At 42.7% G+C, this 26,028-nt stretch carries 18 protein-coding genes, 1 tRNA gene and 2 pseudogenes; 10 read left to right on the top strand and 11 right to left on the bottom strand.

Annotation, left to right across the window (positions count from 1 at the left end):
* Position 1 precedes the first annotated feature (1 nt).
* The 4 genes from aroQ to MAS10914_RS0125075 form a co-directional block, all read right to left on the bottom strand.
* Positions 2-448 carry a type II 3-dehydroquinate dehydratase gene (aroQ, locus tag MAS10914_RS0125090; RefSeq protein ID WP_017318699.1) on the bottom strand — a complete coding sequence of 149 codons (447 nt, stop codon included), beginning with the start codon at positions 446-448 and terminating at the stop codon, positions 2-4.
* A gap of 26 nt (positions 449-474) precedes the next feature.
* Positions 475-612, bottom strand: coding sequence for a hypothetical protein (locus tag MAS10914_RS35060; protein WP_017318698.1), 138 nt, complete (start codon positions 610-612; stop codon positions 475-477).
* A gap of 498 nt (positions 613-1,110) precedes the next feature.
* Positions 1,111-3,759 carry a type I DNA topoisomerase gene (topA, locus tag MAS10914_RS0125080; protein ID WP_017318697.1) on the bottom strand — a complete coding sequence of 883 codons (2,649 nt, stop codon included), beginning with the start codon at positions 3,757-3,759 and terminating at the stop codon, positions 1,111-1,113.
* 81 nt (positions 3,760-3,840) lie between these two features.
* Positions 3,841-4,230, bottom strand: a complete 390-nt coding sequence (locus tag MAS10914_RS0125075) for a hypothetical protein (protein ID WP_156818238.1) — start codon at positions 4,228-4,230, stop codon at positions 3,841-3,843.
* A 628-nt stretch (positions 4,231-4,858) separates the two neighbouring features.
* On the opposite strand from MAS10914_RS0125075, the gene MAS10914_RS0125070 reads away from it, so the two are divergent.
* The 5 genes from MAS10914_RS0125070 to MAS10914_RS0125050 all read left to right on the top strand — a co-directional run bounded on the left by MAS10914_RS0125070 (position 4,859) and on the right by MAS10914_RS0125050 (position 12,041).
* On the top strand, positions 4,859-5,176 hold the full coding sequence (locus MAS10914_RS0125070) for an RNA recognition motif domain-containing protein (RefSeq protein WP_017318695.1): 318 nt from the start codon (positions 4,859-4,861) through the stop codon (positions 5,174-5,176).
* 337 nt (positions 5,177-5,513) lie between these two features.
* Positions 5,514-7,061 carry an NAD(P)H-quinone oxidoreductase subunit N gene (locus MAS10914_RS0125065; protein ID WP_017318694.1) on the top strand — a complete coding sequence of 516 codons (1,548 nt, stop codon included), beginning with the start codon at positions 5,514-5,516 and terminating at the stop codon, positions 7,059-7,061.
* A gap of 958 nt (positions 7,062-8,019) precedes the next feature.
* Positions 8,020-8,733, top strand: coding sequence for a hypothetical protein (locus MAS10914_RS0125060; RefSeq protein ID WP_017318693.1), 714 nt, complete (start codon positions 8,020-8,022; stop codon positions 8,731-8,733).
* Between the two features lie 141 nt (positions 8,734-8,874).
* Positions 8,875-10,458, top strand: coding sequence for an NAD(P)-binding domain-containing protein (locus tag MAS10914_RS0125055; RefSeq protein ID WP_017318692.1), 1,584 nt, complete (start codon positions 8,875-8,877; stop codon positions 10,456-10,458).
* Between the two features lie 65 nt (positions 10,459-10,523).
* Positions 10,524-12,041 carry a flavin-containing monooxygenase gene (locus MAS10914_RS0125050; protein WP_017318691.1) on the top strand — a complete coding sequence of 506 codons (1,518 nt, stop codon included), beginning with the start codon at positions 10,524-10,526 and terminating at the stop codon, positions 12,039-12,041.
* A gap of 111 nt (positions 12,042-12,152) precedes the next feature.
* Here the strand turns inward: MAS10914_RS0125050 and MAS10914_RS0125045 are convergent, their stop codons facing one another.
* Both MAS10914_RS0125045 and MAS10914_RS0125040 read right to left on the bottom strand, forming a co-directional pair.
* Complete coding sequence (locus MAS10914_RS0125045; RefSeq protein WP_017318690.1) at positions 12,153-17,780, bottom strand: ATP-binding sensor histidine kinase; 5,628 nt, start codon at positions 17,778-17,780, stop codon at positions 12,153-12,155.
* A 468-nt stretch (positions 17,781-18,248) separates the two neighbouring features.
* On the bottom strand, positions 18,249-18,824 hold the full coding sequence (locus MAS10914_RS0125040; RefSeq protein WP_017318689.1) for a response regulator: 576 nt from the start codon (positions 18,822-18,824) through the stop codon (positions 18,249-18,251).
* A gap of 276 nt (positions 18,825-19,100) precedes the next feature.
* On the opposite strand from MAS10914_RS0125040, the gene lipA reads away from it, so the two are divergent.
* On the top strand, positions 19,101-20,006 hold the full coding sequence (gene lipA / locus MAS10914_RS0125035; protein ID WP_017318688.1) for a lipoyl synthase: 906 nt from the start codon (positions 19,101-19,103) through the stop codon (positions 20,004-20,006).
* 189 nt (positions 20,007-20,195) lie between these two features.
* Positions 20,196-20,360, top strand: a complete 165-nt coding sequence (gene psaX, locus MAS10914_RS0125030) for a photosystem I protein PsaX (protein ID WP_017318687.1) — start codon at positions 20,196-20,198, stop codon at positions 20,358-20,360.
* A gap of 123 nt (positions 20,361-20,483) precedes the next feature.
* Here psaX and MAS10914_RS0125025 read toward each other — a convergent pair whose 3' ends face one another.
* A complete protein-coding gene (locus MAS10914_RS0125025) occupies positions 20,484-21,350 on the bottom strand; it encodes a branched-chain amino acid ABC transporter permease (protein WP_017318686.1) in 867 nt (288 codons plus the stop codon).
* Positions 21,351-21,624: 274 nt separating this feature from the next.
* Here MAS10914_RS0125025 and larE point away from each other — a divergent pair, with 274 nt between their 5' ends.
* A complete protein-coding gene (larE, locus tag MAS10914_RS0125020; RefSeq protein ID WP_017318685.1) occupies positions 21,625-22,452 on the top strand; it encodes an ATP-dependent sacrificial sulfur transferase LarE in 828 nt (275 codons plus the stop codon).
* Here the strand turns inward: larE and MAS10914_RS33195 are convergent.
* The 4 genes and pseudogenes from MAS10914_RS33195 to MAS10914_RS35895 all read right to left on the bottom strand — a co-directional run.
* A pseudogene (locus MAS10914_RS33195) lies at positions 22,452-22,616 on the bottom strand (CapA family protein); the annotation flags it as partial. The gene larE and the pseudogene MAS10914_RS33195 sit on opposite strands and share 1 nt — an antisense overlap.
* A gap of 293 nt (positions 22,617-22,909) precedes the next feature.
* Positions 22,910-23,095 (bottom strand): annotated as a pseudogene (locus tag MAS10914_RS35900) (hypothetical protein); the annotation flags it as partial.
* A gap of 385 nt (positions 23,096-23,480) precedes the next feature.
* Positions 23,481-23,552 (bottom strand) — tRNA-Gly (locus tag MAS10914_RS0125015).
* Positions 23,553-23,607: 55 nt separating this feature from the next.
* Positions 23,608-23,763, bottom strand: coding sequence for a hypothetical protein (locus tag MAS10914_RS35895; protein ID WP_232224227.1), 156 nt, complete (start codon positions 23,761-23,763; stop codon positions 23,608-23,610).
* Between the two features lie 128 nt (positions 23,764-23,891).
* On the opposite strand from MAS10914_RS35895, the gene MAS10914_RS0125010 reads away from it, so the two are divergent.
* Both MAS10914_RS0125010 and MAS10914_RS0125005 read left to right on the top strand, forming a co-directional pair.
* Positions 23,892-24,767 carry an Npun_R2479 family HD domain-containing metalloprotein gene (locus MAS10914_RS0125010; RefSeq protein WP_017318684.1) on the top strand — a complete coding sequence of 292 codons (876 nt, stop codon included), beginning with the start codon at positions 23,892-23,894 and terminating at the stop codon, positions 24,765-24,767.
* Positions 24,768-24,855: 88 nt separating this feature from the next.
* Complete coding sequence (locus tag MAS10914_RS0125005) at positions 24,856-25,974, top strand: ABC transporter permease (protein WP_017318683.1); 1,119 nt, start codon at positions 24,856-24,858, stop codon at positions 25,972-25,974.
* Positions 25,975-26,028: the final 54 nt, after the last annotated feature.

Here is a 26,028-nt window from a genome sequence, read left to right as displayed (position 1 = left end):
TTCATGATTTTCGTAAATGATATACCAGTGCCTGCAAGCCTAATAAATAACTTTGTGCCCCAAAACCACTAATTTGACCGATTGCTACTGGGGCTATATAGGAATGATGACGGAACTCTTCCCGACGATAGATGTTACTCAAATGTACTTCTACTGTAGGCAAGTTAACACCAGCGATCGCATCTCGTAACGCCACACTTGTGTGAGTGTATGCCCCTGCATTGATGATAACTCCGTGATGTTGCCCTAATGCCTCATGAATAGCATCTACCAGAATACCCTCATGATTTGACTGCAAGGGAAACACTTTCGCCTGTAGTTTTGCTCCTTCTTCTTCTAAGGAGCGATTAATTTCAGCCAAGGTTAGGGAACCATATATTCCTGGTTCTCGCTGTCCCAGCAAATTCAGGTTTGGTCCATGCAGCACCAGAATGCTTAAGGGTTGCAATGTCTACTCCAGCACAGTTAAGGTTCTTAGCGACGGCGTGAACGTTCGTCTACAGGAATCGGAATCAGCTCCGGCTCCTGTTCAGGCTCTGGTCCCAAAAGGGCTTCTATCAGCTTGCGTGCCAATTCCTTAAGCTTTTCTAGCACCTTTTCTATATAATCCATTAAACTGACCGCTCCTGAGATACTACTAAATATCTTTATTATCATTTACGCGGAAACCAGAGTATTTTTGCACCTCTGGCTTAAGATTAGGATTGTTTACACTTGAGGAACTTTTAAAATTCGGTGTTATTTTCTCTCCTACATTTTAGAGTATCACATCACCCCCTATCAGACTGCATCCTACTAAGGAGAGTTTTGATGAGAGTAGGGGTGTAGGAGTTAAGGGGGTTAGGAATATTTTCAATTTTGTTTAATAATTTCTTTATTCTTTACCTATCCCCTGACACCCAGTTTCAAGAGCTTTAATGTTTGTGTCAAAAGTCCAGAGTTAATAGTCAACCCAGATGACCAGAAAAAGAGGAAGCAGGAAGTTGGGGAGGGAAAGAGTGGGGAAAAGAGGAACTCTTCGCTTGCTCCCCCACTCTTCCACTCCTCCATTCCTCCACTCCTGTTGTGGATGATTAACTGTGGAATTTTGAGCTTAACTAGCCTTTTTTGTCATTTTTTTTTGCCAGTGGTGGTTGACGACTTTGTGGTTGATTTAGAGTTAGAATTCGCTGATTTACTCGTTGTTTTGCGAGTAGATTTTGTCGTTGATGCTTTGGTTGCCAACAACTCAAGCGCTGAAGCAAGGGTCATATCTTCCACTGATTGACCTTCTGGGATACTCACATTAGTTTTGCCGTGCTTAATGTAAGGTCCATAGGGACCATTGTAGATATTGACTGGTTCGCCGTCCTCTGGGTGAGAACCCAATTCCCGCAAAGCTGCCTTAGATTTGCTGCTGGTGCTACTGCGTCCTTTTTTCGGCTCAGACAACAACTCCAATGCACGTTCCAAAGAAATTGTCAATATATTATCCCCTGCTTTGAGAGACCGATAGTCTTTTTCACCACTTTGGTTATGAACAACGTAAGGTCCAAAGCGTCCCAAATTTGCTTGGATTTCAGCGCCGGTGGCTGGATGAACCCCCAGTTTTCGGGGTAGAGACAACAGACCAACAGCCTGCTCAAGGGTGACGTTTTCCGGCGTTATTCCTTTAGGCAAGGAGGCTTGTTTAGGTTTAGGGTTTTCCTCGGACTTGTCACCCAACTGGACGTAAGGACCGTAAGGACCAATGAGCACATAAATCGGTTCACCCGTTTCGGGATGACGACCGAGCTGTTCGGGACCTACGGTTTTTTGCCGCAGTATGGTTTCTACCTTTTGAGGGTCAAGGTCTGCAGGAGTCAAGTCTTTGGGAATGGAAGCGGTGACAACACCATCACCATTCTCCTTTTCCAAATAAGCACCATATTTCCCAATGCGGACTTTGGCATCTAGGTTTTCCAGTTCCACTGTCCGGGCAACATTTGCATCAATTTGGTTTTCCTGTTCCTTAACCAGGGTTTCTAGACCTTTGTCTCCTAAATAGAATTCCTTGAGGTAGGGTAGCCACGCAGCTTCACCACTAGCAATGTCATCTAAGGTTTGCTCCATCTTGGAGGTAAAGCTGGGATCAACGACATCGGGGAAGTGTTTTTCCAACAGTTCCGTGACGGCAAAAGCGGTGAAGGTGGGTATGAGAGCGTTACTCACCAATTGGGCATAACCTTTATCAATAATGGTGCCAATAATGCTGGCGTAGGTGCTGGGACGCCCAATGCCTTCGCTTTCTAGAGTTTTCACCAAAGTTGCTTCGGTGTATCTCGCAGGGGGTTGGGTTTCGTGACCAACTGCTTCTAAATCAGTACAGTTGGGACTATCTCCCACTTTTAGGTTAGGCAAGATGACCTCTTGGTCTTCCAGCGCTGCTTCTGGGTCGTCAGAACCTTCCACATAAGCACGCAAGTACCCCGGAAAGTCAATGCGTTTGCCTGAGGAGCGAAAACCAGCATCTTCCACTAGCAGTTGCACGATGATTTGAGTTTGGCGAGAGTCTGCCATTTGGGTAGCGACGGTGCGCTTCCAAATTAAGTCGTACAGCTGGAACTCCCGACCACTTAAGCCAGTTTCTTGAGGAGTTCGGAAGCTGCTACCCGCCGGGCGAATAGCTTCGTGTGCTTCTTGTGCGCCTTTAGATTTGGTGGTGTATTGCCTGGGTTGGGGGCTAAGGTAATCTTTACCGTAAAGTTTTTCCACACAGTCACGAGCAGCGGCGATCGCCTGATCGGACAAATGCACCGAATCTGTACGCATATAGGTAATGTACCCCTGTTCGTACAAATTCTGGGCAATCCGCATCGTGTCCCGTGCGCTAAGGCGCAGTTTCCGGTTAGATTCTTGTTGCAGGGTCGAGGTGGTAAAGGGCGGCGCGGGTTTACGCGTCACAGGGCGTTCCTCGATGTCTGTGACTTTCCAGGTTTTCCCGGTCAGCCGTTCGGTGAGGGCTTCTGCTTGCGCCTGATTAAGCAAGACGACATTGCGATCAGCGGGTATTTGCCCTGTGGCGGGATCGAAGTCACCACCATTCGCCAGCCTTGTTCCTCCCAGTGTTACCAGTTGGGAAGTAAATGACTGCTTGGGAGAATCAGCAGGGGTTAACGTTGCTTTCAAATCCCAGTATGAACCTTGGCGGAAAGCACGACGTTGGCGTTCCCGGGTGACTAAGACCCGTACAGCAACAGACTGTACGCGCCCAGCAGATAATCCCCAGGCGATTTTTTTCCACAGCAGGGGAGACAGGGTATAGCCCACAAGTCTGTCCAAAATCCGCCGCGTTTCTTGGGCGCGAACCAACTGTTCATCAATGTTGCGGCAGTTTTTCAAAGCTTTTTTGATGGCGTCAGAGGTAATTTCGTGAAACACCATCCGCTTTGTTGGAACTTTTGGTTTGAGCAACTGGTGTAAATGCCAACTAATGCTTTCACCTTCCCGGTCTTCGTCCGTTGCCAAAATCAGTTCATCTGCTTCTTTGAGGGCGTCTTTGAGCTGAGTGACAATTTTCTTTTTATCTTTAGGGACGACATACAGTGGTTCAAAGTCGGCGTCTACATTTACCCCGAGCTGCGCCCACTTCTCCCCCTTTACAGTAGCGGGAATTTCACTAGCCGACTGAGGAAGGTCACGCACATGACCCATAGATGCTTCCACCCGAAAGCCTTTTGGCAGGTAGTTGCGAATGGTACGAGCTTTGGTCGGAGATTCAACGATGACGAGAGTTGACATGGAAATTTTAAAGAAAAAGAATAGCTGCTAAGCTAAACAGTCAACTGAAATCATTAAAAGCGCATCGGTTAAGCGAAAACCTCACGCTAAAGAATATGTGATTTCATCCTTACACAAACCGCCCGCAATGGCGCAAGTCCCCCCCCAGAGGGAAAGGTAGCAGCAGCGCTTGTGTGAGTGTCCAGTTATCTCAATCTTTAACTTATCTAAGGCATAATTGACGACTACAGTTTTCAAAATCCCCCTCAAGGTGAATACAGAAATTTCTTGTATGATTTCAGTTTGCCTGATTGTTAGGGCTTTTGTTATGGGGAGATCTGCCCCTCCCCGTGTCCTCTCTCCCAATCTCCCATCTCCCGAACCACCCCACCTCCCTGCATCATGACACAATTCCACAAAACCCAGATTTATATTGGCTATGGCAAAATTCAATAAAACTTGATAGCTTCTGTGATGCGGGGTGTGAACCAATTGCTTCCAGGAGAAGCTATGCAACCCATTATTTGTTAATACTAGGAAATCACATCACTCTTGGCGCCGTAACGAACTACTATCTGACAGGGTGTCATATTTCATTTTTTATTTTTGCCAGGAATACACTCTATTTTTTATAGAGTCTAGTGTCGATATTGAGCCAATTTACTTAGGAAAAATAACTTGCCTTAGTACAAGATACATTCATACCTGGCTTGTTCTTCTTTATAGAAAATCAGCACGAGAGGCAGTTGGCTGGGTGAGTTGGGGAATTGAAGAAAGCAAATTTTTTGTGCAAACGAAATTCTCAAATTTAAAAATAAATTAATATCAACTACCTGTATCCTATATGATTGCAGCCGGAAACTTGCTATTAAAAATAGTATGAAAAATCATCTATCTTAAGAAAGATTTGAGAGTGATACTTCTGTATTAAAAAAATAGGTAATACTAGATACAATTCCCAAAAATCAAGACCAAAGGATAGATTTAACCTTTGTTTAAAAAAGTTGTGTTAGGATAATCCAGGAGAAGTAAATTCGGCGATTCTGACCTTGTTATTATCAATAACTGCAAGCGGCTCTCCGGATGGACATCTCTTGTATATTGGATTCTGGAGAGTTTCATGTCAATTTACGTAGGGAACCTATCCTACAGCGTCACACAAGACGACCTCACTAAGGTATTTTCTGAGTATGGTACCGTAACGCGCGTTCAACTACCCACTGACAGGGAAACAGGTCGCTCCCGGGGTTTTGCTTTTGTAGAAATGGAATCAGAAACGGCAGAGTCAGCTGCTATTAACGCTCTAGATGGTGCCGAGTGGATGGGTCGCGCTCTGAAAGTCAACAAAGCAAGACCACGGGAGGAAAAAAATAGTCGCTCTAGCAGCGGTAGCTGGGGTAGAAGCACTAACAGTGGATATTCTAGTAGACGATATTAAGGCTTGAAGTTATTGATGCAAGCTTCAGAGCCATTGCCAAAAGGCACAAGAAGCATTCGCAAGACGAAACTTAATATGCTACAGAAATAGCAGTTCAGTCAATAGATGGATCTGCTCTTTTGAGTAAAAGCAGATCGGTATGTTACCGATCTGCTTATTGGTATGAGAACATAGAGAACGACTTTGTGTTGGCTATTCAATAGCGAGCGCTAAAGTTAAACATAATTTAATCTGATGGTGGCGGCTTAATACACACAAGTGAATGCAACGCTAGCAAAAGACAATAGAATGAACACAGTTAGACCATTACGTCTGATAGCCAGAACCTTTACAGCTCATGGATTTTGCTAATCTTGCATCCCAGTTGAATGCTGGAACGATTTTGCCAGAGGGGATTGTGATTGTCACCCTCTTGGCGGTTTTAATCGTTGATTTGATTTTAGGGCGGACATCCTCGCGCTGGATTGGATATCTAGCAATTGCAGGTTTACTTGCTTCTATAGTCGCCCTCTACTTTGAATGGGATAATACAAATCCCATCTCCTTTGGCGGTGCCTTTAATGGTGATGACCTGAGTATCGTCTTTCGCGGTATCGTGGCATTGTCTGCCGCTGTCACCATTTTGATGTCGATTCGCTACGTTGAACAAAGTGGTACTGCATTAGCCGAATTCATAGCGATTTTGCTAACTGCGACCCTGGGAGGAATGTTTTTATCAGGGGCTAGTGAGTTGGTGATGATTTTCATCTCTCTAGAAACCTTGAGTATCTCCTCCTATTTGCTCACAGGTTACACCAAGCGTGATCCCCGCTCTAATGAAGCGGCGTTGAAATACCTATTGATTGGCGCTTCCAGTACAGCAGTGTTTTTGTATGGAGCTTCGCTGCTGTACGGTTTATCGGGTGGAGAAACTCAATTGAGTGCGATCGCCAATGGAATAGCCATATCTGGTTTTGGTCAATCTCTAGGTTTGGTGATTGCTCTAGTTTTCGTAATTGCAGGTATTGGCTTCAAAATCTCCGCTGCACCCTTCCACCAGTGGACACCAGACGTTTATGAAGGCGCACCCACTCCAGTGATTGCCTTTTTATCAGTCGGTTCCAAAGCAGCTGGGTTTGCCTTAGCCATTCGCTTGCTCACAACAGCCTTCCCCCTCGTTGCTGAGGAATGGAAGTTTGTCTTCACCGCCCTCGCCGTCCTGAGTATGGTGTTGGGTAACGTAGTCGCCCTCGCCCAAACCAGCATGAAAAGGATGCTGGCATATTCTTCCATTGGTCAAGCTGGCTTCGTCATGATTGGCTTAGTCGCTGGGACACAAGCAGGATATTCCAGCATGGTATTTTACCTGCTGGTCTACCTGTTCATGAACCTGTGCGGCTTTACCTGCGTGATTCTGTTCTCCCTGCGGACAGGAACAGACCAAATTGTGGAATACTCTGGTTTGTACCAAAAAGACCCACTCCTGACTTTGGGGTTAAGCATTTCCCTACTATCCTTGGGTGGTATTCCGCCACTAGCTGGATTCTTCGGGAAAATTTACTTGTTCTGGGCTGGTTGGCAGGCTGGACAATACGGGTTAGTCTTGCTGGGGTTAATTACCACGGTCGTCTCCATCTACTACTACATCCGCGTAGTCAGGATGATGGTGGTTAAGGAACCTCATGAAATGTCCGATGTGGTGAAGAATTATCCCGAAGTGCGTTGGAATTTGCCTGGGTATAGACCTTTGCAGGTGGGATTGGTCGTCACATTAATCGCCACTTCCATCGCTGGGATTTTGTCAAATCCGCTCTTTACACTGGCTAACAATTCCATCGCTCATACCTCAATTTTGCAACCAACAGCAGTTGTGACCACTCAAGTAAGTGCAATGAACAACGAGTAAGTTAGTCATGTGTTGGTGGTTGCGCGCAAGCGTAACTACCAGCCCAATTATTAACTAAATGTTGAGTCAATTCAGAACAATATTGCGGAGAATATATACCACGTTTTGTGTTATTTAGCTATCTATCATGAGCCTGTTTTTTATCCCACTCATTTGTTTATACTTTCGACGTGTGCCTACGTCCGCGCTTGTCATTTGGCGTAAACTCGTGTGTGTGGTAGATTGTTTATTTTAAACAGGGTAAAGAGAATATTTTGTGCTCTCCTGAATGTCAGGTAAACATAACAATTACGTAAATTCTTTTAGATTTATAGTCATTTAAACTACTATTTACCATCAGCAAATTTGATAGTTACTATCTAAAAAGTTAACTAAAACTTAACAATTATCTTTTTCATTAGCATACATAATCTTGAAAAGTAGATCAAAGCAATTCCCTGTTTCTCCATCTTAATACGCTCCATTTCTAAGAAAATACTAATAAACCGGATAGAGCTTGTCCTACTCTTTTTAAATTACTGAGTAGTTGAAGTAACAATGTATCTTTTATTTTAGTCAATATTTATAAATCTGGATATTTACTGATATTTTTCTTCTGAAAAAAGGAAATAATTTTATCAGGATAAAAATCTGACAAAAGAAAAATACTGTTAAACACCATAAATACTGATACCAATTTAAAAAATGTTTGCGACAGATAACCCCTCCCGCCCTATCGGGCACCCTCACGCCACTTGCTACAACGGAGGGAACCTCCGCCTTAGCAAGGGGAGGGTTGGGGAGGGGTTTAACCGATGTGTTGCATTCTTTTTTCAAATTGGTATGACATGAAATTTGAAATCAACGACACAGTATTGACTTCAAAAGTAATAAGCGAGGTTTATTGTCTCTATTTGTAAAGCATGGTGTAACAGGGAATTTTGTCCAAAATTCAATTATTAAATGTGGGTTCCCGAAAATGAAAGAAGTCCTTGCGTTGGTTGAAAAAAGGAAGCAAGAATTCGCCCAGTTACCGTTCTTTAAATTTCTGCAAGACAAAAGCATAGACCCAAGGCAAAGGCTAGCTTGGGCACCTTGTGCAACTCCTTTAGTAATGGGTTTTGGGCAGTTGAATAGATACGATCTGCGAAAAGAGAGAACTGATGAACCAATTCAGGAATTAATCAACAGGCACACTTATGAAGATGATCATCACTGGGTGTGGTTTCTAGAAGACCTTGAGAAACTAGGGTTTGACCACTCAATGAAGTTCAGTGATGCTATGAGATTTTTGTGGGGTAAAGAAACGTATAAAACACGCCAGGTATGCCATCAAATTGCGCTACATACTTTCCGCTCAGAACCTATTGTAGTGCTAGCAGCAATTGAGGCGCTAGAGGCAACAGGAAATGTTGCTTTTACTCTAACTGCACAAGTAGCGCAGGAACTCCAACAAATGACCAACCAAAAGTATCGCTATTTTGGTCAGTATCATTTTTGTGTGGAAATTGGTCATGTTACAGGAACCGATGATATAGAGAAGTTGCTTGAAAGCATACAACTCACAGAGGAACAAAAAGCTAAAGCTTTTGAGGTGGTTGAGAAAGTATTTGAAGTTTTCACGGAAGCCGTTAATGAGATGATGGCGTATGCAGAAAAACACTCTATCGTTCAACAGTTTAAAGCCTCATAAATAATCTAACTGTTAATTCTTCTGTGTTCCTGAAACTGTAAGTATGTTAAATTAATATGCTTATAAATACTTTATGCCCTCGAGAAAATTAACAATATCTATTTCAATTTAATCTAGTAAAATGTCTGAGAATGGAAATTAATGAACGTACCGAAAGAGTTTGAATACTTGATTATTGGTGCTGGTCCCGCTGGGCTTCAACTGGGCTATTTTCTGGAAAAAGCCAATCGAAATTACCTAATATTAGAAGCAGGCAATACTCCCGGAACTTTCTTCAAGAATTTTCCCCGGCATCAAAAATTGATTTCAATTAATAAAGTTTATACTGGGTACGATGACCTAGAAATCAACCTTAGATGGGATTGGAACTCTCTACTAAGTAATAGTGAAGAAATGCGGTTTAAAAATTACAGCAGAGAGTACTTCCCGCATTCAAATGACCTAGTAAGATATCTCAACGATTTTGCTGCCCACTTTAACCTAAAGGTTAAATACAATTGCCAAGTTGTCAGGATTGCCAAAAACGACAAATTCATGGTAGTGGATAGCAACGGCAACGTTTATTCTGCAGCACGCCTAATCATCGCTACAGGTTTTTCTAAACCCTACGTTCCACCAATCCCTGGAGTCGAGTTAGCAGAAAATTACACAGATGTATCCATAAATCCGGAAGAATTTGCGAATCAAAGGGTTTTAATCATTGGCAAAGGCAATTCTGGGTTTGAAACTGCTGATAATTTAATTGGGACAGCAGCACTGATTCACCTAGCCAGTCGAACTCCCGTATCCATGGGATGGAAGACTAAGTATGTAGGAAATCTGCGAGCAGTCAACAATAATATTCTCGATAGTTACCAGCTAAAGTCGCAGAATGTAGTTCTGGATACAACTATCAATAAGATAGAGCTTCGGGACAGTAAATACGTGGTGTCTTTTTCCTACACACATGCCAGCGAAGAACAAGAAGACCTGGTTTATGACCGCGTAATTGTGTGTACTGGATTTCGCTTTGACGATTCTATTTTTGATGAATCATGTCAACCTGAGCTAGTTATCAATAACCGCTTTCCGGCTCAAACTAGTGAATGGGAATCAACTAACATCAAAGACTTGTATTTTGTTGGGGTATTGACTCATATGCGGGATTACAAGAAGAAGCAATCTGGCTTTATTCATGGATTTCGCTATAATATACGGGCATTACACCACATTTTAGAGCGGAAGTACCATAACCAAGAGTTACCACATCAGCTAATTGACCCTACTCCTGATAATTTGACGAAGGCTATTATTAGAAGGGTCAATTTAACCTCGGGATTGTGGCAGCAAACTGGTTTTCTGGGCGACTTAATTGTCATTTCTAATGATGGCAAAGCAGCACTGTACTATGAAGACATAGCAACTGATTACGTACATGATAGTGATTTAGGTCAGCACAATCACTACTATATCGTGACGCTGGAATTTGGACTTGATATCATCTACGCAAGTCCAGATCCTTTTGCGGTTGAGCGCATCCACAAAGATGATGTTGACCGAGCCGCGCTCAGCTCTGGTATCCACCCTATCATTCGCCGCTTTTCTGGGAATACGCTGGTTGCAGAACATCACGTTATTGAGGATATAGCCAGTGAATGGCTGGAAGATGTGCATATCAATCCATTGCTGGAGTTCTTGCGTAATCAGCTTTCAAGGGAGATGTCTTTGGCAAAAGTAGCACAGTAAACTGCCACAGGAGAACGTGGTTGAGTCAAAAAGTTCCATAATAGCTTCATGCAGAAGAAAGTAAGATGACAGTCAAGCAGATATGTGTGATTGGTGCTGGAATAAGCGGTCTAGTCGCAGCTAAAACCTTTATTGAAGAAGGCTACGACGTTACCGTGTTCGAGAAGCAGAAAGGACTTGGTGGTGTCTGGGAAAAATCAAGAACTTACCCAGAGCTAACCGCTCAGAACCCCCGCGACACATATGCTTTCTCAGACTATCCTATGCCTGCATCCTACCCAGAGTGGCCCACAGCAGAGCAGATGTGGAATTACTTGCAGTCCTACGCTCACCACTTTGGCGTTACTGAGAGAATTTGCTTTGGAGCAGAAGTTACCAAGGTTTCAAGAAGGACTGGAGGGCAACTAGGATGGGTCATTAGCGTCAGCTATCAGGATAATAATCAAAGAAGAATAAGAGAAGAAAAGCATGAATTTGACTTTGTTCTCGTATGCAACGGTGTTTTCAATATCCCAAAAATTCCTTCCTTACCTGGTCAGGAAGAGTTTATAGCATCTGGAGGAAGGGTGCTACATTCCACCGAATTTAATGATGCCTCTGTTATCAAGGGTAAACACGTCATCGTTGTAGGCTTTGGCAAATCCGCTACCGACATTGCCAACTTTGCTGCTACTCAAGCCTTGGAATGTACTCTCGTCTTTCGCAATCTCTTGTGGAAGGTTCCTAGATTTTTCCTGAGTCTAGTCAACGTGAAGTACATTCTGTTAACGCGCTTTGCGGAAGCTTGGTTACCCTATCGTCAGCTTCAAGGGCTAGAGCGGGTACTACACACTGTAGGAAAGCCCTTGGTGTGGGCTTTCTGGCGAACGAACGAGACGCTCATCCGCCTACAATTTGGTCTTGATGCTAATAGGATGCTACCTGACATACCCCTGAATAAATTCGTAGGTTGTACCGCTAACGTAGCTGCTGAAGGATTTTACAAGCACGTGCGTTCTGGCAAAATTCGAGCGAAAAAGACGAGCATAGCCAGGTTTGTTACAGATGGCGTGGAATTGGCGAATGGTGAGCGGTTGCAGGCAAATGTCGTGATTTTTGGCACAGGATTTCGTCAAGATATCTCTTTTCTTGAAGAAAATGACCGTCGTCTGGTAATTGATCACCAAGGAAATTTCCACCTGTACCGCCATCTCATTCACCCTGATATTCCGCAGATGGGTTTTGTCGGCTACAACTCCAGCCTCTTTTGCCAATTAACATCGGAGATAGGAGCTTGGTGGCTTGTAGAATATTTCAAAGGCAACTTGGTTTTGCCTTCAGCGTTGGAAATGCACAAGGAAATAGAGGCAGAATTTGACTGGGTGAAGACTGAAGGGCATTTTATTCAATTTAATGGGACATGCATAGCCCCATTTGCCTTCCGTCACCTTGAGCAACTTCTACAGGACATGGGGGTTAACAATCACCATTCAAGTTGGAACCGAATTGCACAGATGATGATGCCAGTAGATCCATCGGTATACAAGAAACTCAGGCAGGAATTGAGAGCAAAAAGGCGTCCATCGGTCAATAATTCTCATTAGAGAGTTGAGCCTGTAAGGGGGAGTTAGTAAATTCTTACCTAACAGATGCTTGAATTTATCCTTCAATCAGTTTCATTCCATCCTACTGTACTGTAGGTTTTAAGTTCCTTACTATCGCATCGGTATCTCAATTACAAACTCAGTACCTTGTCCTGGAGTAGAATTACAGGTTAATTGTCCCTTGTGTTTGTCCACTACAATTTGATAACTAATCGACAACCCCAATCCTGTACCACTTCCTATTGGCTTAGTGGTAAAAAATGGATCAAAGATTTTCTGCTGCACTTCCTTAGTCATGCCAGAACCGTTATCAGCAATCCGAATTCTTACATTGGAATTTGCCAAATCAGTACGAATACAAATTTTTCCTTTGTCCACGTTCGTCGCTTTGTTTTCTTGAAATGATTGTTCGAGCGCATCTATCGCATTACTTAGGATATTCATGAACACCTGATTAAGCTGTCCAGCATAACAAGTGACTTTGGGCAGTTGTCCGTATTCTTTGATAACTTCAATCTCTGATCCCTCGTTCGTGCTTTGGAGTCGGTGTTGCAAAATCATCAAGGTGTTGTCAATTCCCTCATGAATATTTACTGGCTTCATTTCAGATTCATCTAAACGGGAGAAGTTACGTAAGCTCAGAATAATATTGCGAATACGCGAACTTCCAAAGTTCATTGAATCTAAAAGCTTTGGCAGGTCTTGTGCTAGGAAATCCAAGTCAATTTCCTGCATTTTCTTCTTAACTTGATCTGTAAGATTGGGATTTTCCTGCTGATAGATAGCAAGCAAATCGAGTAAGTCTTCGACATAGCGACTAGCATGACTAATATTGCCATAAATAAAGTTGATAGAGTTATTGATCTCATGAGCAATTCCTGCCACTATTTGCCCCAAGCTCGACATTTTTTCACTTTGAATCAATTGGGTTTGGGTGCTTTGCAATTCCTTTAGAGCTTGCTTCAAACGTTGATTTTTTTCTTTGAGTTCTTGCGTTCTCTGCGCTACTTTTTCCTCTAGGCTAAGGCTGTATTCCTCCAAGCGTTCATTCGCTTGTGCCAAACTTTTGTAGAGGATCGCATTCTCTAGGGAGATTGCAGCTTGGGTGGTAATCAGTTTGAGGAGTTCTACGCGATCGCGTGTAAAAGCTGCCGTTGTTAGATTATTTTCTAGGTAAAGAATGCCGAGCAATTTGCGTTGATTGATAATCGGGATACACAATAAGCTCTTAGGTTGCTCGCGGATAATGTAGCAATCGGTTGCGAGGGAGTCAATAGCCGTTGCATCATCAATGACCCAGATTTCCTGCGTACGCTTGACGTAGTTGATCAAAGTTATGGGAACATCTTCGCTTGACTCTAGGGGAATTGATGCCAACGCCGTGCAGATGGGGACACAATCGGAACTGGAACTGACTGCGGTGACGTCTACATACAAGCGATCGCCTTTCCTTAAAATTAAAGCGCACTTAGAGGCTCCGGCGTTTTCCATGACCACTTGCATTAAGGTGGAAAGCAGTTGCTCAAAGTGAATTTCCCCAGACAGTGCTTGCGAGGCTTTGATAACAGCTGCTAAATCAAGCGAGTCTGAAACGCTTGTGTTTGAGTCAATAACAGTTTCGTTAGTGCTAGAAGTGGATACGGATGTTCTACGGTCAGAGGTACTATTCTTACTGGCATCGAGGCTAGGTTTTTCTCGCTGGAAAATTGGGGCAAGTAATTGGGGATAGCGTTTTTCCAAGTCGTCAACTTTGGCTAATGCTCCCCAGCGAACGTAACCGTAGTAGGCATCAGTGAGGTAGGTTTGGGCAATCTTCTGTTTGCCCCACTCTAGATAGAACTTAGCAGCAAGTTCGTTAGCCAGGGCTTCTTCATTTATGTATTCGTGTTCTTTGGCAAGCGTGATGGCGCGATCATAATCCTCCATTGCTTCGAGATATTGACCAAGAACCCAATACCGTTCAGCCTCCACTAGATAAAATTTATGTAAATAATTCATGGGGGCATGATGTGCCCAGTGCTGCATCTTTTTTTGATTAGCTGCGACTTTTTCCAAAATTTGTTTTTGTTCAGATTTTTTGGTATCAGGATACGCTGCCAGTCTTGCTAGGGAATCGTAGAAATGGAATTGAGGAGTTACTAACGTTCCTATTCCAGCATATAAATACTGTTCTGCCCTTGCAGCATTTTCAAGTGCTTGAGAGTACTTACCAAGCAGATAACAGAGTTGAAGCTTGCAGAAATAGACGAAGAAAAGTGCCATTCCGTCGTTGGCTTCAAGATGAAGCGTTAGCATTTTTTCCTCATCATACGCTTCCCCGATTAAACGACATGGATCTTTGACAAATCCTAGTAAATTCAAGATTGTTTGGCGGTAAATTTCATTCCAGTGAAAAGCCCTTTCTTGCTTGATTTGACCTATGGCATTGCTGTAAGTCGCTGTCTCGTGTTTCAAGGCTGTTAGTTCTTCACCCGTGAAAAACGCAATATAAGAGTAAACATAAAGAGCATACGCTGCAAATTCTAGATCTCCTGTTTCCAGACCAGCAGAGTAAACTTCTAGCAAAGGCTTTAATGTTTCCCTGATATGCTCTTTCCAAGGTCTAATAAGTGAATTAAATGACTGCAAAACCTTCACAGAGACTTCTTTAATCTGGAATTTAGACAACAGACTCAAAGCCAGTTTCCCAAATTGATAGCCAGACTCGATATCTCCCACAATTCCACAGAACATTAGACCGTAAGCAACATATGCAAGGGCAGACAAGGGAGCATTGCCATGTTTGAGTGATAAATTAATTTGTTTACAACAAATCAGCGGCATCAGTTCAGGAACAGCTTGATAGGAAAAAACAATTACATTAGATAGGATACGCATGACTGCCAGCGATTGCGCTTCCATCATTTCTGGCAAGTTCATTAGGTCTTCAATACGTCTATTAGCCAGATTTGAAGCTGTTTTCTCCAGTTCACTTTGAACATCCGATTGGCTCGGATTTTCAGGAAACTGTATTCCCAACAACTTCAAAAAGGATAGTGCAATATTAACCGCCTCTTGTGCTTTGTTCTGGGCTCCATAAGCCTGAATTTTGACTTCATACACTTTCACTTGATCCAGCAGAGTTTTCGCTTTTACCAACACTACCTCTACTAATTGTTCTGTCTGCTCAAAGTCGCCGCTGAGGTATGCCGCCTCTGCTGCTGTTTCATATAAAGCTAGAGTGAGATTATAATTTGTCTGCCAGCTATCATCTGGTAGTAGTTGGATCCCACTAGTTAAATACTTAACCGCCGCAGCATAAGCTGTTGATGCCATAGCTCTACGTCCAGCATTCAAATTCATCCTTGCCAGTGCATCACGCTCAGTCTGATTCGTAATTAATTCCAATGCCCTATTGAGCTGATTGACAATATCAAAAATCTTTTCTTCCAGTTCTTCAACTGGGGTTTTGTTCAACAGCAATTGCCCTATTCTCAGATGAATTGATTGTTTTTCACCTTCGGGAATCAGAGAATAAGCGGCTTGTTGTACTCGGTCATGTACAAATTTATATTGGGGTAATTGCGATTTGGTAATTGGTGATTGTTTATATTCTTTACTATCAATACTTGCTGATAATTCATTGCTATCTATAAATAACTTGTAACTTTCTACTTCAGGTAAAACTAGTCCTTCAATTAAGGATGGCCAGAGGTCTGCCGCCGTATCTACCTCAAGTTTTTGATGCACAATTGCGAGAGTCTTTAAGTCAAAATTATTACCAATGCAGGCAGCCAGTTTCAAGACTTTCTGACTATGTTTTGGCAACTTCTCTATTTGAAGTGCCATGAATTCCACGACATCATCTGTTAGAGCTAATGCCTTGACCTGAGCAATATCACACTGCCAATGACTGATATCAAAGTTAAACTTAATTATTCCTTCCTTATGCAAATATTTAAGAAATTCATTGGTAAAGAAGGGGTTCCCTTTGGTTTTAGGAAATACCATTTGGGTGAGAGGAACAGCTACCGCTTCTTGACAACGAAGAGTATCAGCAATGAGACGGTTTAAATCACCTTGATTTAATGCTTCTAAGGTTATTGTATTAATGGTCACTCCGTTTTTTTCGATTTCATTGAGTGTCAAATAAAGGGGATGCGTTCTGGAAACTTCGTTATCTCGATACGTACCAATGAGTAGCAACCCCCCCTCATTTACACCACCTTTATTCATTTCTTCTAAAAAGGGAGAAGAATTTGTTATTTTTTTAATTTCTGCGTTGCTCTGACTTAGTAATAATTGAATAAATTTCAAAGAAGCTGTATCAGCCCATTGCAGGTCGTCTAGAAAGATAACCAAGGAATGCTCTTCCGTGGTGAATACTTTGATGAATCTTTGAAATAATAAATTAAAACGATTTTGGGCAGCCGTGGCAGAAAGTTCAGCTACTGGGGGTTGCTTGCCAACAATCACTTCAAGTTGGGGTATGACATCAATAATGACCTGAGCTTGTTCACCTAATGCTGACAGAATCTTGGCTTGCCACTGTTGAATTTCCGCATCAGTTTCACTCAGCAGTTGCCTAATTAAATCCCGAAATGCTTGCACTAATCCTGATAAAGGAATATCACGCTGGAACTGATCAAATTTCCCTTTGATAAAGGTACTATGCTGCGGCGCAATTGCTTTATGGACTTCATTAACGATAGCGGTCTTGCCAATACCGGAAGCGCCAGCAACTAGTATCATTTCAGTTTTCCCGCCTGTCACTCGCTCAAAAGCAGCAAGTAGGGTTTTCACTTCATGTTGACGACCATAGAGTTTTTCAGGGATGAGAAAACGGTCTGAAATATCCTGTTCTCCTAACTTGAACGCTACAATCTTTTTAGACTCCTGCCATTGCTGGAAGCACAGTTCTAAGTCATGCTTTAACCCCAAAGCACTTTGATACCGGTCTTCAGCGTTTTTTGTCATCAGCTTGCTGATGATATCAGATACGATTGACGGAATGTTGGAATGAATACTGCTAGCTTTTGGGGGTTGTTTGGCAATATGGCAGTACACTAACTCTGTGGGGTCAGTGGTGGTGAAGGGTAACTGTCCAGTCAGGAGTTCAAAGAATGTGACACCGAGGGAATAAAAGTCACTGCGGTAGTCGATACCTCGGTTCATCCTTCCTGTTTGTTCAGGAGAAATGTAAGCCAGCGTGCCTTCTAAAAAGTTAGGATTGGTGACGAATTGAATTTCTTTGGGCAACAGGGAGGCAATACTGAAGTCAATAAGTTTGACTTCAAGCGTCGTGGGATTAATAACAATGTTCGCAGGTTTAATATCTTTATGAATAATGCGGTGACGCTGCAGCCCGTCCAAAGTGGAGGCAATTTGAATGGCAATGTGGAAAAACTTATTCATTCCTTCACGGGTTACCCCTAGACCGCTACCCAATCGCCCCATTTCCTCCTTGAGGGAAATACCGCCAAAGTCTTCCATGACTAAAGCATAGCCGTTGTGATAGCTTTCTAAGCTAAGGGGTTTAACAATACCTGGAAGGTCGAGGTTTTTGGTGATGGTGTACTGGTTGCGGAATTGCGCGATTTCATTAGAATCAGTGTATTCATTCCGCATCAGCTTAATGATTACAGGTTGTTGGTCTTTTTCTCTAATGCCCCGATAGACCAACGTTTTACTTCCTAGGTAGATTTCCTGAGAAATCCGATAGCCAGGAATAGGAAAAATTCTACATAAGTGTATAAACATTTACACTAAAGCTCTGAGTTTGGTTTCTATTGCTTAGTGTTCCCATTGACGTGCTATCTGTATCATGATAGAAAACAAAATGAGAATTTTTCGTAATTTGGAATAAAAACTTTAAAAAATACAATATTTTGTGATATTTAGCCAATTTAATGACTTTATTTCTCTGTATATCTTGCTATAGCTGTCACAAGTGAGTAGTCGTGGCATCTGATTAGTAACAGCCATCAGAAAAAATATGTATTTTTGGATGTGCATTGACTTATGTATAACTATGGAGATATTGATGATTTTACTACATTAAAATTTTATCATCAGTATTTATACGTTTTTCAGCCACGAGCCAAAACAACAAAAAAGCCTGCCAGATTCCACATGAAGACACTCTTGGAACGTCTATGCTCCGCTTGTGGGTAAACTCTGGCAGGCTAGTTGGTCTACTAGAAACCAATATACATAGTTCAGCTTCTGTTATTTGATTTTCTGCTTAATAAAAGTGACAACTTGAGCTAACTGTTTCTTCAAACCATCAATTTCCGCCTGCATTTTGGCAATTTTCTCATTTAATGCTTGAATTTGGGCGGCTGATTCTCCTTCACTACTAGAGGTCGCTGCTATTGCATTATTTACAGCAGGTGCTGCTACCTTTTGACTAGGTTCTTGGCGCGGCTGTTTAGCCTTTGTCATTGCGGACTTAATCGCGCCAATGAGTTGCTTTTGGTCAAACGGCTTTCCGAGAAACTCAAAATATTCAAAGGGTTCTATGATTTTCTCCGTCACCTCTTCTTTACGACCAGACATAATGACCAGAGGAATTTTTCGTAGGTCTGGCTGGGATTGAATTTGCTGAAAAACTTCCCAGCCACTCATTTTAGGCAGCAGAAAATCTAGCATTATCAAACCGAGTTTTTCCTGACGGATTAAATTCAATCCTTCTAGACCATCTTTTGCTTCCAAGACCTGGAAGTTGCCTGGTGGCAACATTTCTCGCACTTTTACCCTGACAACTGTAGTGTCATCGATAACTAAAATTTTGTTACTTGCCACGACTGTTTGCTCTAATAAAAACTTTAGGTTTAGATGGCAGTTTCGCCAATTAACGCCAAGAATTATCCCACTATACTCAATATTTCTTTTGGTTGGGGGAGAGTAATTTCCACCAGAAGTGGCAGTTTTTAATGTGTTTTGTCCAACCTCGGCTCCTTAATTTGTGTCATGGTGATATTTAAGGTAACAAGGGATCAGCAAGAGTTAGGGGAGTAGGGAAAAAGACTTCCCCCCACTCCCCGGCTCCTCTACTCCCTCACTCTTATCTATGTGCTTATGACTTCTTCACAACAAGCCCAACTTAAGTCTGAAATTACGGAAATGCCGAGTTGGTTGCGTCGTCCAATTGGCAAAGCTAGTGAACTTTCTACAGTACAACGTATTATCAAGCAGCGCCAAATCCACACGATTTGCGAGGAGGGACGTTGTCCCAACCGGGGTGAGTGCTACTCCCAAAAAACCGCAACTTTCTTACTCATGGGATCTACCTGCACCAGGTCTTGCGCTTTTTGTCAAGTAGATAAAGGTCATGCGCCTATGCCTCTTGACCTTGAAGAACCGCAAAAGGTGGCACAGGCAGTGCATCTGTTAGGATTGCGTTATGTTGTGCTGACTTCTGTTGCTCGAGATGACTTGCCAGATAAAGGGGCTGGTCATTTTGTCAAGACAATGGAAACTATCCGCCAGCTTACCCTGGAAACTCAAATTGAGGTGTTGACACCAGATTTTTGGGGCGGTGCGGGTGCGCTTAAGCAAGGTCAACGCGAGCGTATATGTAAGGTAGTGCAGGCAAAGCCTGCCTGTTATAATCACAACATAGAGACAGTGCAACGGTTACAAGGACCAGTGCGCCGAGGTGCAAAGTACGATCGCTCGCTCTTTGTTTTGCAAGTCGTCAAAGAAATTGACCCTTCCATTCCCACTAAGTCTGGTTTAATGCTGGGACATGGGGAAACAGTCGAGGAAGTGATTGAGACAATGACGGATTTACGCAAGGTAGGATGCGATCGCATCACAATTGGTCAGTATATGCGTCCTTCCTTGGAACATTTGCCCGTCCAAAAGTATTGGACACCAGAAGAATTTGATGAATTAGGCAAGATAGCACGGGAAATGGGATTTAGCCATGTCCGTTCTGGTCCTCTAGTTCGCAGCTCTTATCACGCAGGGGTTGAAGGCTAAGGGGGCTGTAGGGTGCAGGGGTAGGAATTTACCAGACCCTACACCCGCAAGGGAAGGGTCTGCTTGCTACATTTTGTTGATTTTTGCTGAGTTGTGGTGCAAAATCCACAAAAATATTCTTAAAGATTCTCGCTATATATGACGGCTCTTTGGTATTTGTTAATAAGTCTTTAAATAGGAGAGAAAACAATGACGACTGAAGCCAAGTTCGCACCTGCTAACAAAAAAGTTGGCACAGACGTTGCTAAAACTGGAGCCAAACCGCCCTACCCCTTTCGCACCGTAATCAGCTTAATTCTACTAGCAGGTAACATCCTGGTGGCTGGGATCTACTTTCATTTGATTAATCCATAATTGCCATTTTGATGTCACATTAGGGAACTGGGGACTGGTGAGTGGTTAGTTGTTAGTATTCAGTTTGACTAATGACTACTGACTAACGACTAACAGTTCCCAATTCCTATGTTCTGGTGTTGCTCAAATTGTGCCTTTGAACAAACCTTTAGGACGAACAAGCAGCACAAAAATCATAATTAACAGAGCCACTCCTTGTTTGTACTGAGAACCTAGCAAAGGAGTGCTGACTTCCTGGGCAATACCAATGATAAAAGCTGCGGCGATCGCACCGTAGGGATTGCCTATCCCTCCCAAAATGACTGAAGCAAATAAAGGTAAAATCAAGAACCAGCCCATATTGGGGCGCACAGCTGTCATCAAGCCATACATACTTCCGCCTAAAGATGTCAGACTACCAGCAATAACCCAAGTCCAAAGGATGACTTTGTCTACATTGATACCAGAAACCCTAGCTAAGTCCAAATCGTCTGCAACGGCTCGCATTGCCTTGCCAATTTTGGTGTTTTGCAAAAGGTAGTGTAGTATTACAATTGCTAATACTGCTAAAAATAGAACCAACAATTGATTTTGCGGTACTTTCACGCCCAGAATGTCCAAAGCAGGGGTCACAGGCAGATTGTAATTTTTATTACTACCGCCCCAGAGCAGGATAATGCCATTGCGAAGGAATAGGGCAAGCCCGATAGAGATAATAATAAGAGTGGTGGAATTAGCACGGATAGAGCGCATTCTTGACCACAGCAACTTCTCCGACAATAGCATGATTGCTACCGTCCCTATCGCAGCAATGACCATAGACAGCCAAATATTGACACCAAAGGTATTAACCAGCAGCGTCAGATAAGCCCCCAATGTTACAAAATCACCGTGAGCAAAGTTAGATAACCGTAAAATCCCGTAGGTCAGAGTGAGTCCAACTGCTGCTAAAGCAATAATGCTCCCCACAGCAATACCGTTGACAATTAATTGAGCGAGTTGTGCATTCATAGTCTTTTACTTGGTTTTCCGTCATTACAACATAGAAATTACACGAAATAATGTGTGGTATACAGGTCAATACCTTCAGATAATATGGTTTGTAAGCACGATTGCCGAAGTAGAGACGTGCCATGGCACGTCTCTACACCTATGGAATTGTCACAAATACCTCTTAATTGACATGGTATAAACCTATAAGCTGTAACCTTTTCCCAAATCTCTTGATTGCCCACCTAAAATGGAAATCATCGGGTGCAATAGCGTTTAGACAGGATTGGAAAAGATGCTAACAGAGAAACTTGAGCAACTAAAAGCGTTATTTGTAGAAATGGAGCAAGCTCTGATAGCCTACTCTGGTGGCGTTGATAGCACATTGGTAGCCAAGATTGCTTATGATGTCTTGGGCGATCGCGCTTTGGCTGTCACAGCTGTTTCTCCCTCACTGTTAAGCGAAGAGTTGGAAGACGCCTCCATTCAAGCAGCAACTATTGGGATTCCTCATCAAATTATCCAAACACGCGAGATGGAAAATCCCAATTACACTTCCAACCCTGTTAACCGCTGTTATTTTTGCAAAAGTGAACTGCATGATACTCTCAAACCCTTGGCGATCAAATGGGGTTATCCATACGTGGTAGACGGAGTAAATGCTGATGACTTGCATGATTATCGCCCTGGAATTCAAGCAGCAAAAGAAAGAGGTGCGCGATCGCCCTTAGCAGAAGTTGGTATCACCAAAGCTCAAGTTCGCCAAATTTCCAAAGAACTCGGTTTACCTTGGTGGGATAAACCCGCACAACCCTGCTTAAGTTCCCGCTTTCCCTACGGTGAAGAGATTACGGTAGCCAAGCTACAACGAGTGGGTAGGGCAGAAATATACTTGCGAAAGTTGGGTTATCTGAATTTGCGAGTGCGTTCCGAAGGTGATACAGCACGAATTGAATTACCGCCAGAACAAATCAAAGAGTTTGTGTTGAAGATTGATTTGCAATCAGTCGTTTCCGCTTTTCAAGAGTTTGGTTTTATCTACGTAACATTAGATTTAGAAGGTTATCGGAGTGGTAAGTTAAATCAGGTGTTAAATCGAGAAGCTTTAGGTGTTAAAGGATAATTCATGACATTAAACCCAACATCCGCAAAAAGCTGGGCATACGTCGGTGGGGAGCGAAAAATAAAAACTTGTCCCTGACTGATATCCTTAGCGCTGTAGGGGTAGTTTGTTAAGCTACTCTCAAAGTTACCAAACAAAACATCAGATCTTTGCAGATATGCTCTTTTGTGAATGTACATCTGTCAACCATCGTAACAATAACCCTCCCGGTGTAGGGCGGGTTGAAAGTGGTTAACAGAAGACCAAGCAACTTTTTATATGAGTAACAATAACCTCCCCGTGTAGGGCGAGTTGAAAGGAAAACAAAGTATTCTATCATTTAGGGATGGGTTGAAAGGGTTCGAGTCCCATTACTCGCTTACTGCCGTCAACAGTGGCAATTAGACTTTAAATGTGTTGTACAGTGACTTATTAAATGTCGTCGGTACAAATTGATGCCGTTTAAGTGCCAGTGACAGATTAATCTGCCGTAACTCCAACGGTGAACACTGACACGATACTCCTTGGCATATTTTTGTTGGGTTGCCAGGCTACCTGGACATTTTTGCTCTGCTGTTGACTGAATTTCGCTTTGTAATATTTCCCGCATATCGCTCATCTTTGGTAGAACAATACTAACAGCTTTGTATTTCTGGGCGATCGCCTACGGTTCGGCGAAGCCGATCACGCTTTTTATATTTCAGATTCAACACTACTTCCTAGCTACTAAAATACCGTAATAAGTAGTTTTGTCGTTTTGAGATAGTTACTTAGTCTTTTCCTTTTCAGCTAAAGTTAAACTATATGTAATGGTTTTTTTAACTGGCGTTAGCGTTGCTTTTTTGTAAAAAGTTTACACTGTCTTCAGCGACATTAATTTGTGAACGGTACCTCAAAGTAAGCAAAAGACCTAAATTTATTAATTGCGACGTTATTTTGTGAAAAAACGACGTGAATTTGGCAAAAACGACATCACTTTGTGAACAGCGACATCTAATTTGTGAATGTACAGCAACTCACATCTTAAGTACAGTCATACCACTTCTCTAAGCGGGCGATGGGACTCGAACCCACGACGTTCACCTTGGGAAGGTGACATTCTACCACTGAATTACACCCGCAAATAGCTGATATCCGAAATAAAGTTATCAGCTATTATAACATGATTTGCCCATTTCAACTAGCAAGTGGCAGATTGAGAATCCCCATTAACAGCACGACACCAAAACCTCTACTCGCGTGGTAGTTTGGATTTGTGTGCTCCAAAGACATAGCTGGTTTTGTGCTAAAGTCGTAAAGATTTGCGACATCTCGCCTACAGACTGCTAGCACATATGTTTACCTATGAGGAGCTACAAGGAGTTATTTGCATTCTTGTGAATTCTCCAAGTACAACCAAATTATACAAATTTGAGAGAAACCAATAAATAATTTGGTATCTAAACTAAGTAACTACTATTATGTTTAATGCCACTGAAATCTTAATTGATGCATTTGTAGCACAAATTCGCGAAGGCTACCATCGCACCTATGGCTGCTTAAAAAACGATTACCAAGATATTATAGCTTGGGCGGGCAATATGGCTTTGGAAAACATTGCCAATAGTGATGCCCTCTATCATAATGTAGAACACTCCATCCTAGTCACCCTTGTTGGACAGGAAATTTTACGCGGCAGACATATCCGTGAAGGTGGTGTTTCCAGTGAAGACTGGTTGCATTTTATTATCTCGTTGGTATGCCATGATATTGGTTATGTCAAAGGAGTTTGCCGACAAGACCGCGAGGATGAAGGTTTGTATTCTACCGGGAAAGATGGGAAAATGATTCCTCTTCCTCCTGGAGCTTCTGATGCCAGTCTCACACCGTATCATGTTGACAGAGCCAAACTCTTCATTGATGAGCGTTTTGGTGGTCACAAATTGATAGATTCAGAGGTCATAAAGAGCAATATTGAATTGACTCGTTTTCCAGTACCAGCCGCAGAAGACCATCAAGATACAAATAATTTTGCAGGTTTAGTGCGTGCTGCTGATTTAATCGGACAATTAAGTGACCCGCGTTATTTAAAAAAGATTACTTCTTTGTTCTATGAGTTTGAAGAGACCGGGATGAATAAGGTGTTGGGTTATCAAACCCCCGCCGACTTACGCAAGAACTATGCCAAATTCTACTGGAATGTCGTTTATCCTTATATCAAAGATGCATTGCGCTACCTTTCCCTAACACAGCAGGGAAAGCAAATTATTGCTAATCTCTACTCAAATGTGTTTGTTGTAGAACACGAAAAACCTCAGGAAGAAACCCTGTATCTCATTGAAAAACTCCTTGCCTAGTCCAGAGTCCATAGTTTAAATGACTTTTGACTCTTGACTTTTGACTCTTGACCCTTGACTCTTGACTTTTGACTCTCGACAAAAAACTATGAATTGGTGGCATCGACTAAAGAAAAATCCTGTGGCAAAATTTGGGGCAATTTTACTCTTAGTTTTCTATGTAGCAGTGATTGCAGCGGATTTTGTCGCCCCTTACGATCCTTACGTCTCACAACCAAATGGTTCTCTATTGCCACCAACTCGCATTTACTGGGTTTCTCAACAAACAGGGCAATTCATTGGTCCTCATATTTATCCGACAACTCAGGGAGACACAGATTTAAAAACGGGCGATCGCCAAATCATTGTAGACTTCAAAACGCCCTCTCCTCTAAGATTATTTGTCACCGGACCAGAATATCGTCTGTTTAGGGTGAGTTTGCCTTTACCCCCAAAATGGGACGAGGTAGAAATATTTGGTGGTATCCCGCTCAATATACATTTGTTTGGTGCTGTCGGTAAGGCAAAGTATAACCTTGTAGGTACAGATGAACAAGGTCGGGATCAATTTAGTCGCCTGTTATATGGTGGTCGTATCAGCTTATTTATTGGGATTATTGGAGTAGCCTTAACCTTTCCCTTGGGGATGTTGATTGGGGGAATTTCCGGCTATTTCGGTGGCTGGACTGACAGTGTTATCATGCGCCTAGCCGAAGTCCTGATGACTTTTCCCAGTATTTATCTGTTGGTGACCTTGGGTGCTGTACTACCACCAGGATTATCTAGTACTGATCGCTTTTTGCTGATTGTTGTGATTACTTCGTTTATCAGCTGGGCTGGATTAGCACGAGTTATTCGTGGACAAGTCCTCTCTATTAAAGAGAGAGAATATGTCCAAGCGGCAAAAGCAATGGGTGGTAATCCACTTTACATTATCCTCCGTCACGTATTACCGCAAACCGCTACTTATATAATTATCTCCGCAACACTTTCCGTTCCTAGTTTTATTGCGGCAGAGGCAGTATTAAGTCTCATCGGATTAGGAATTCAACAACCAGACCCGTCATGGGGTAATATGTTATCTCTGGCAACTAACGCTTCAATTTTGGTGTTGCAACCTTGGCTGGTTTGGCCCCCGGCTGTGTTGATTATTCTCACGGTGTTGGCTTTCAACTTGTTGGGTGATGGGCTAAGGGATGCTTTAGATCCGCGTAGTTTGCAGAGGTAAGTGGCAACAAAAGCACCGCACCCCCTCCCCGGATGCGGGGAGGGATTTTAGTTT

It is taken from the genome of Mastigocladopsis repens PCC 10914, assembly GCF_000315565.1.
GTDB lineage: Bacteria > Cyanobacteriota > Cyanobacteriia > Cyanobacteriales > Nostocaceae > Mastigocladopsis > Mastigocladopsis repens.
Note: the sequence above shows the minus strand (reverse complement) of the source record. Positions and strands in the feature narration are given on the sequence as shown.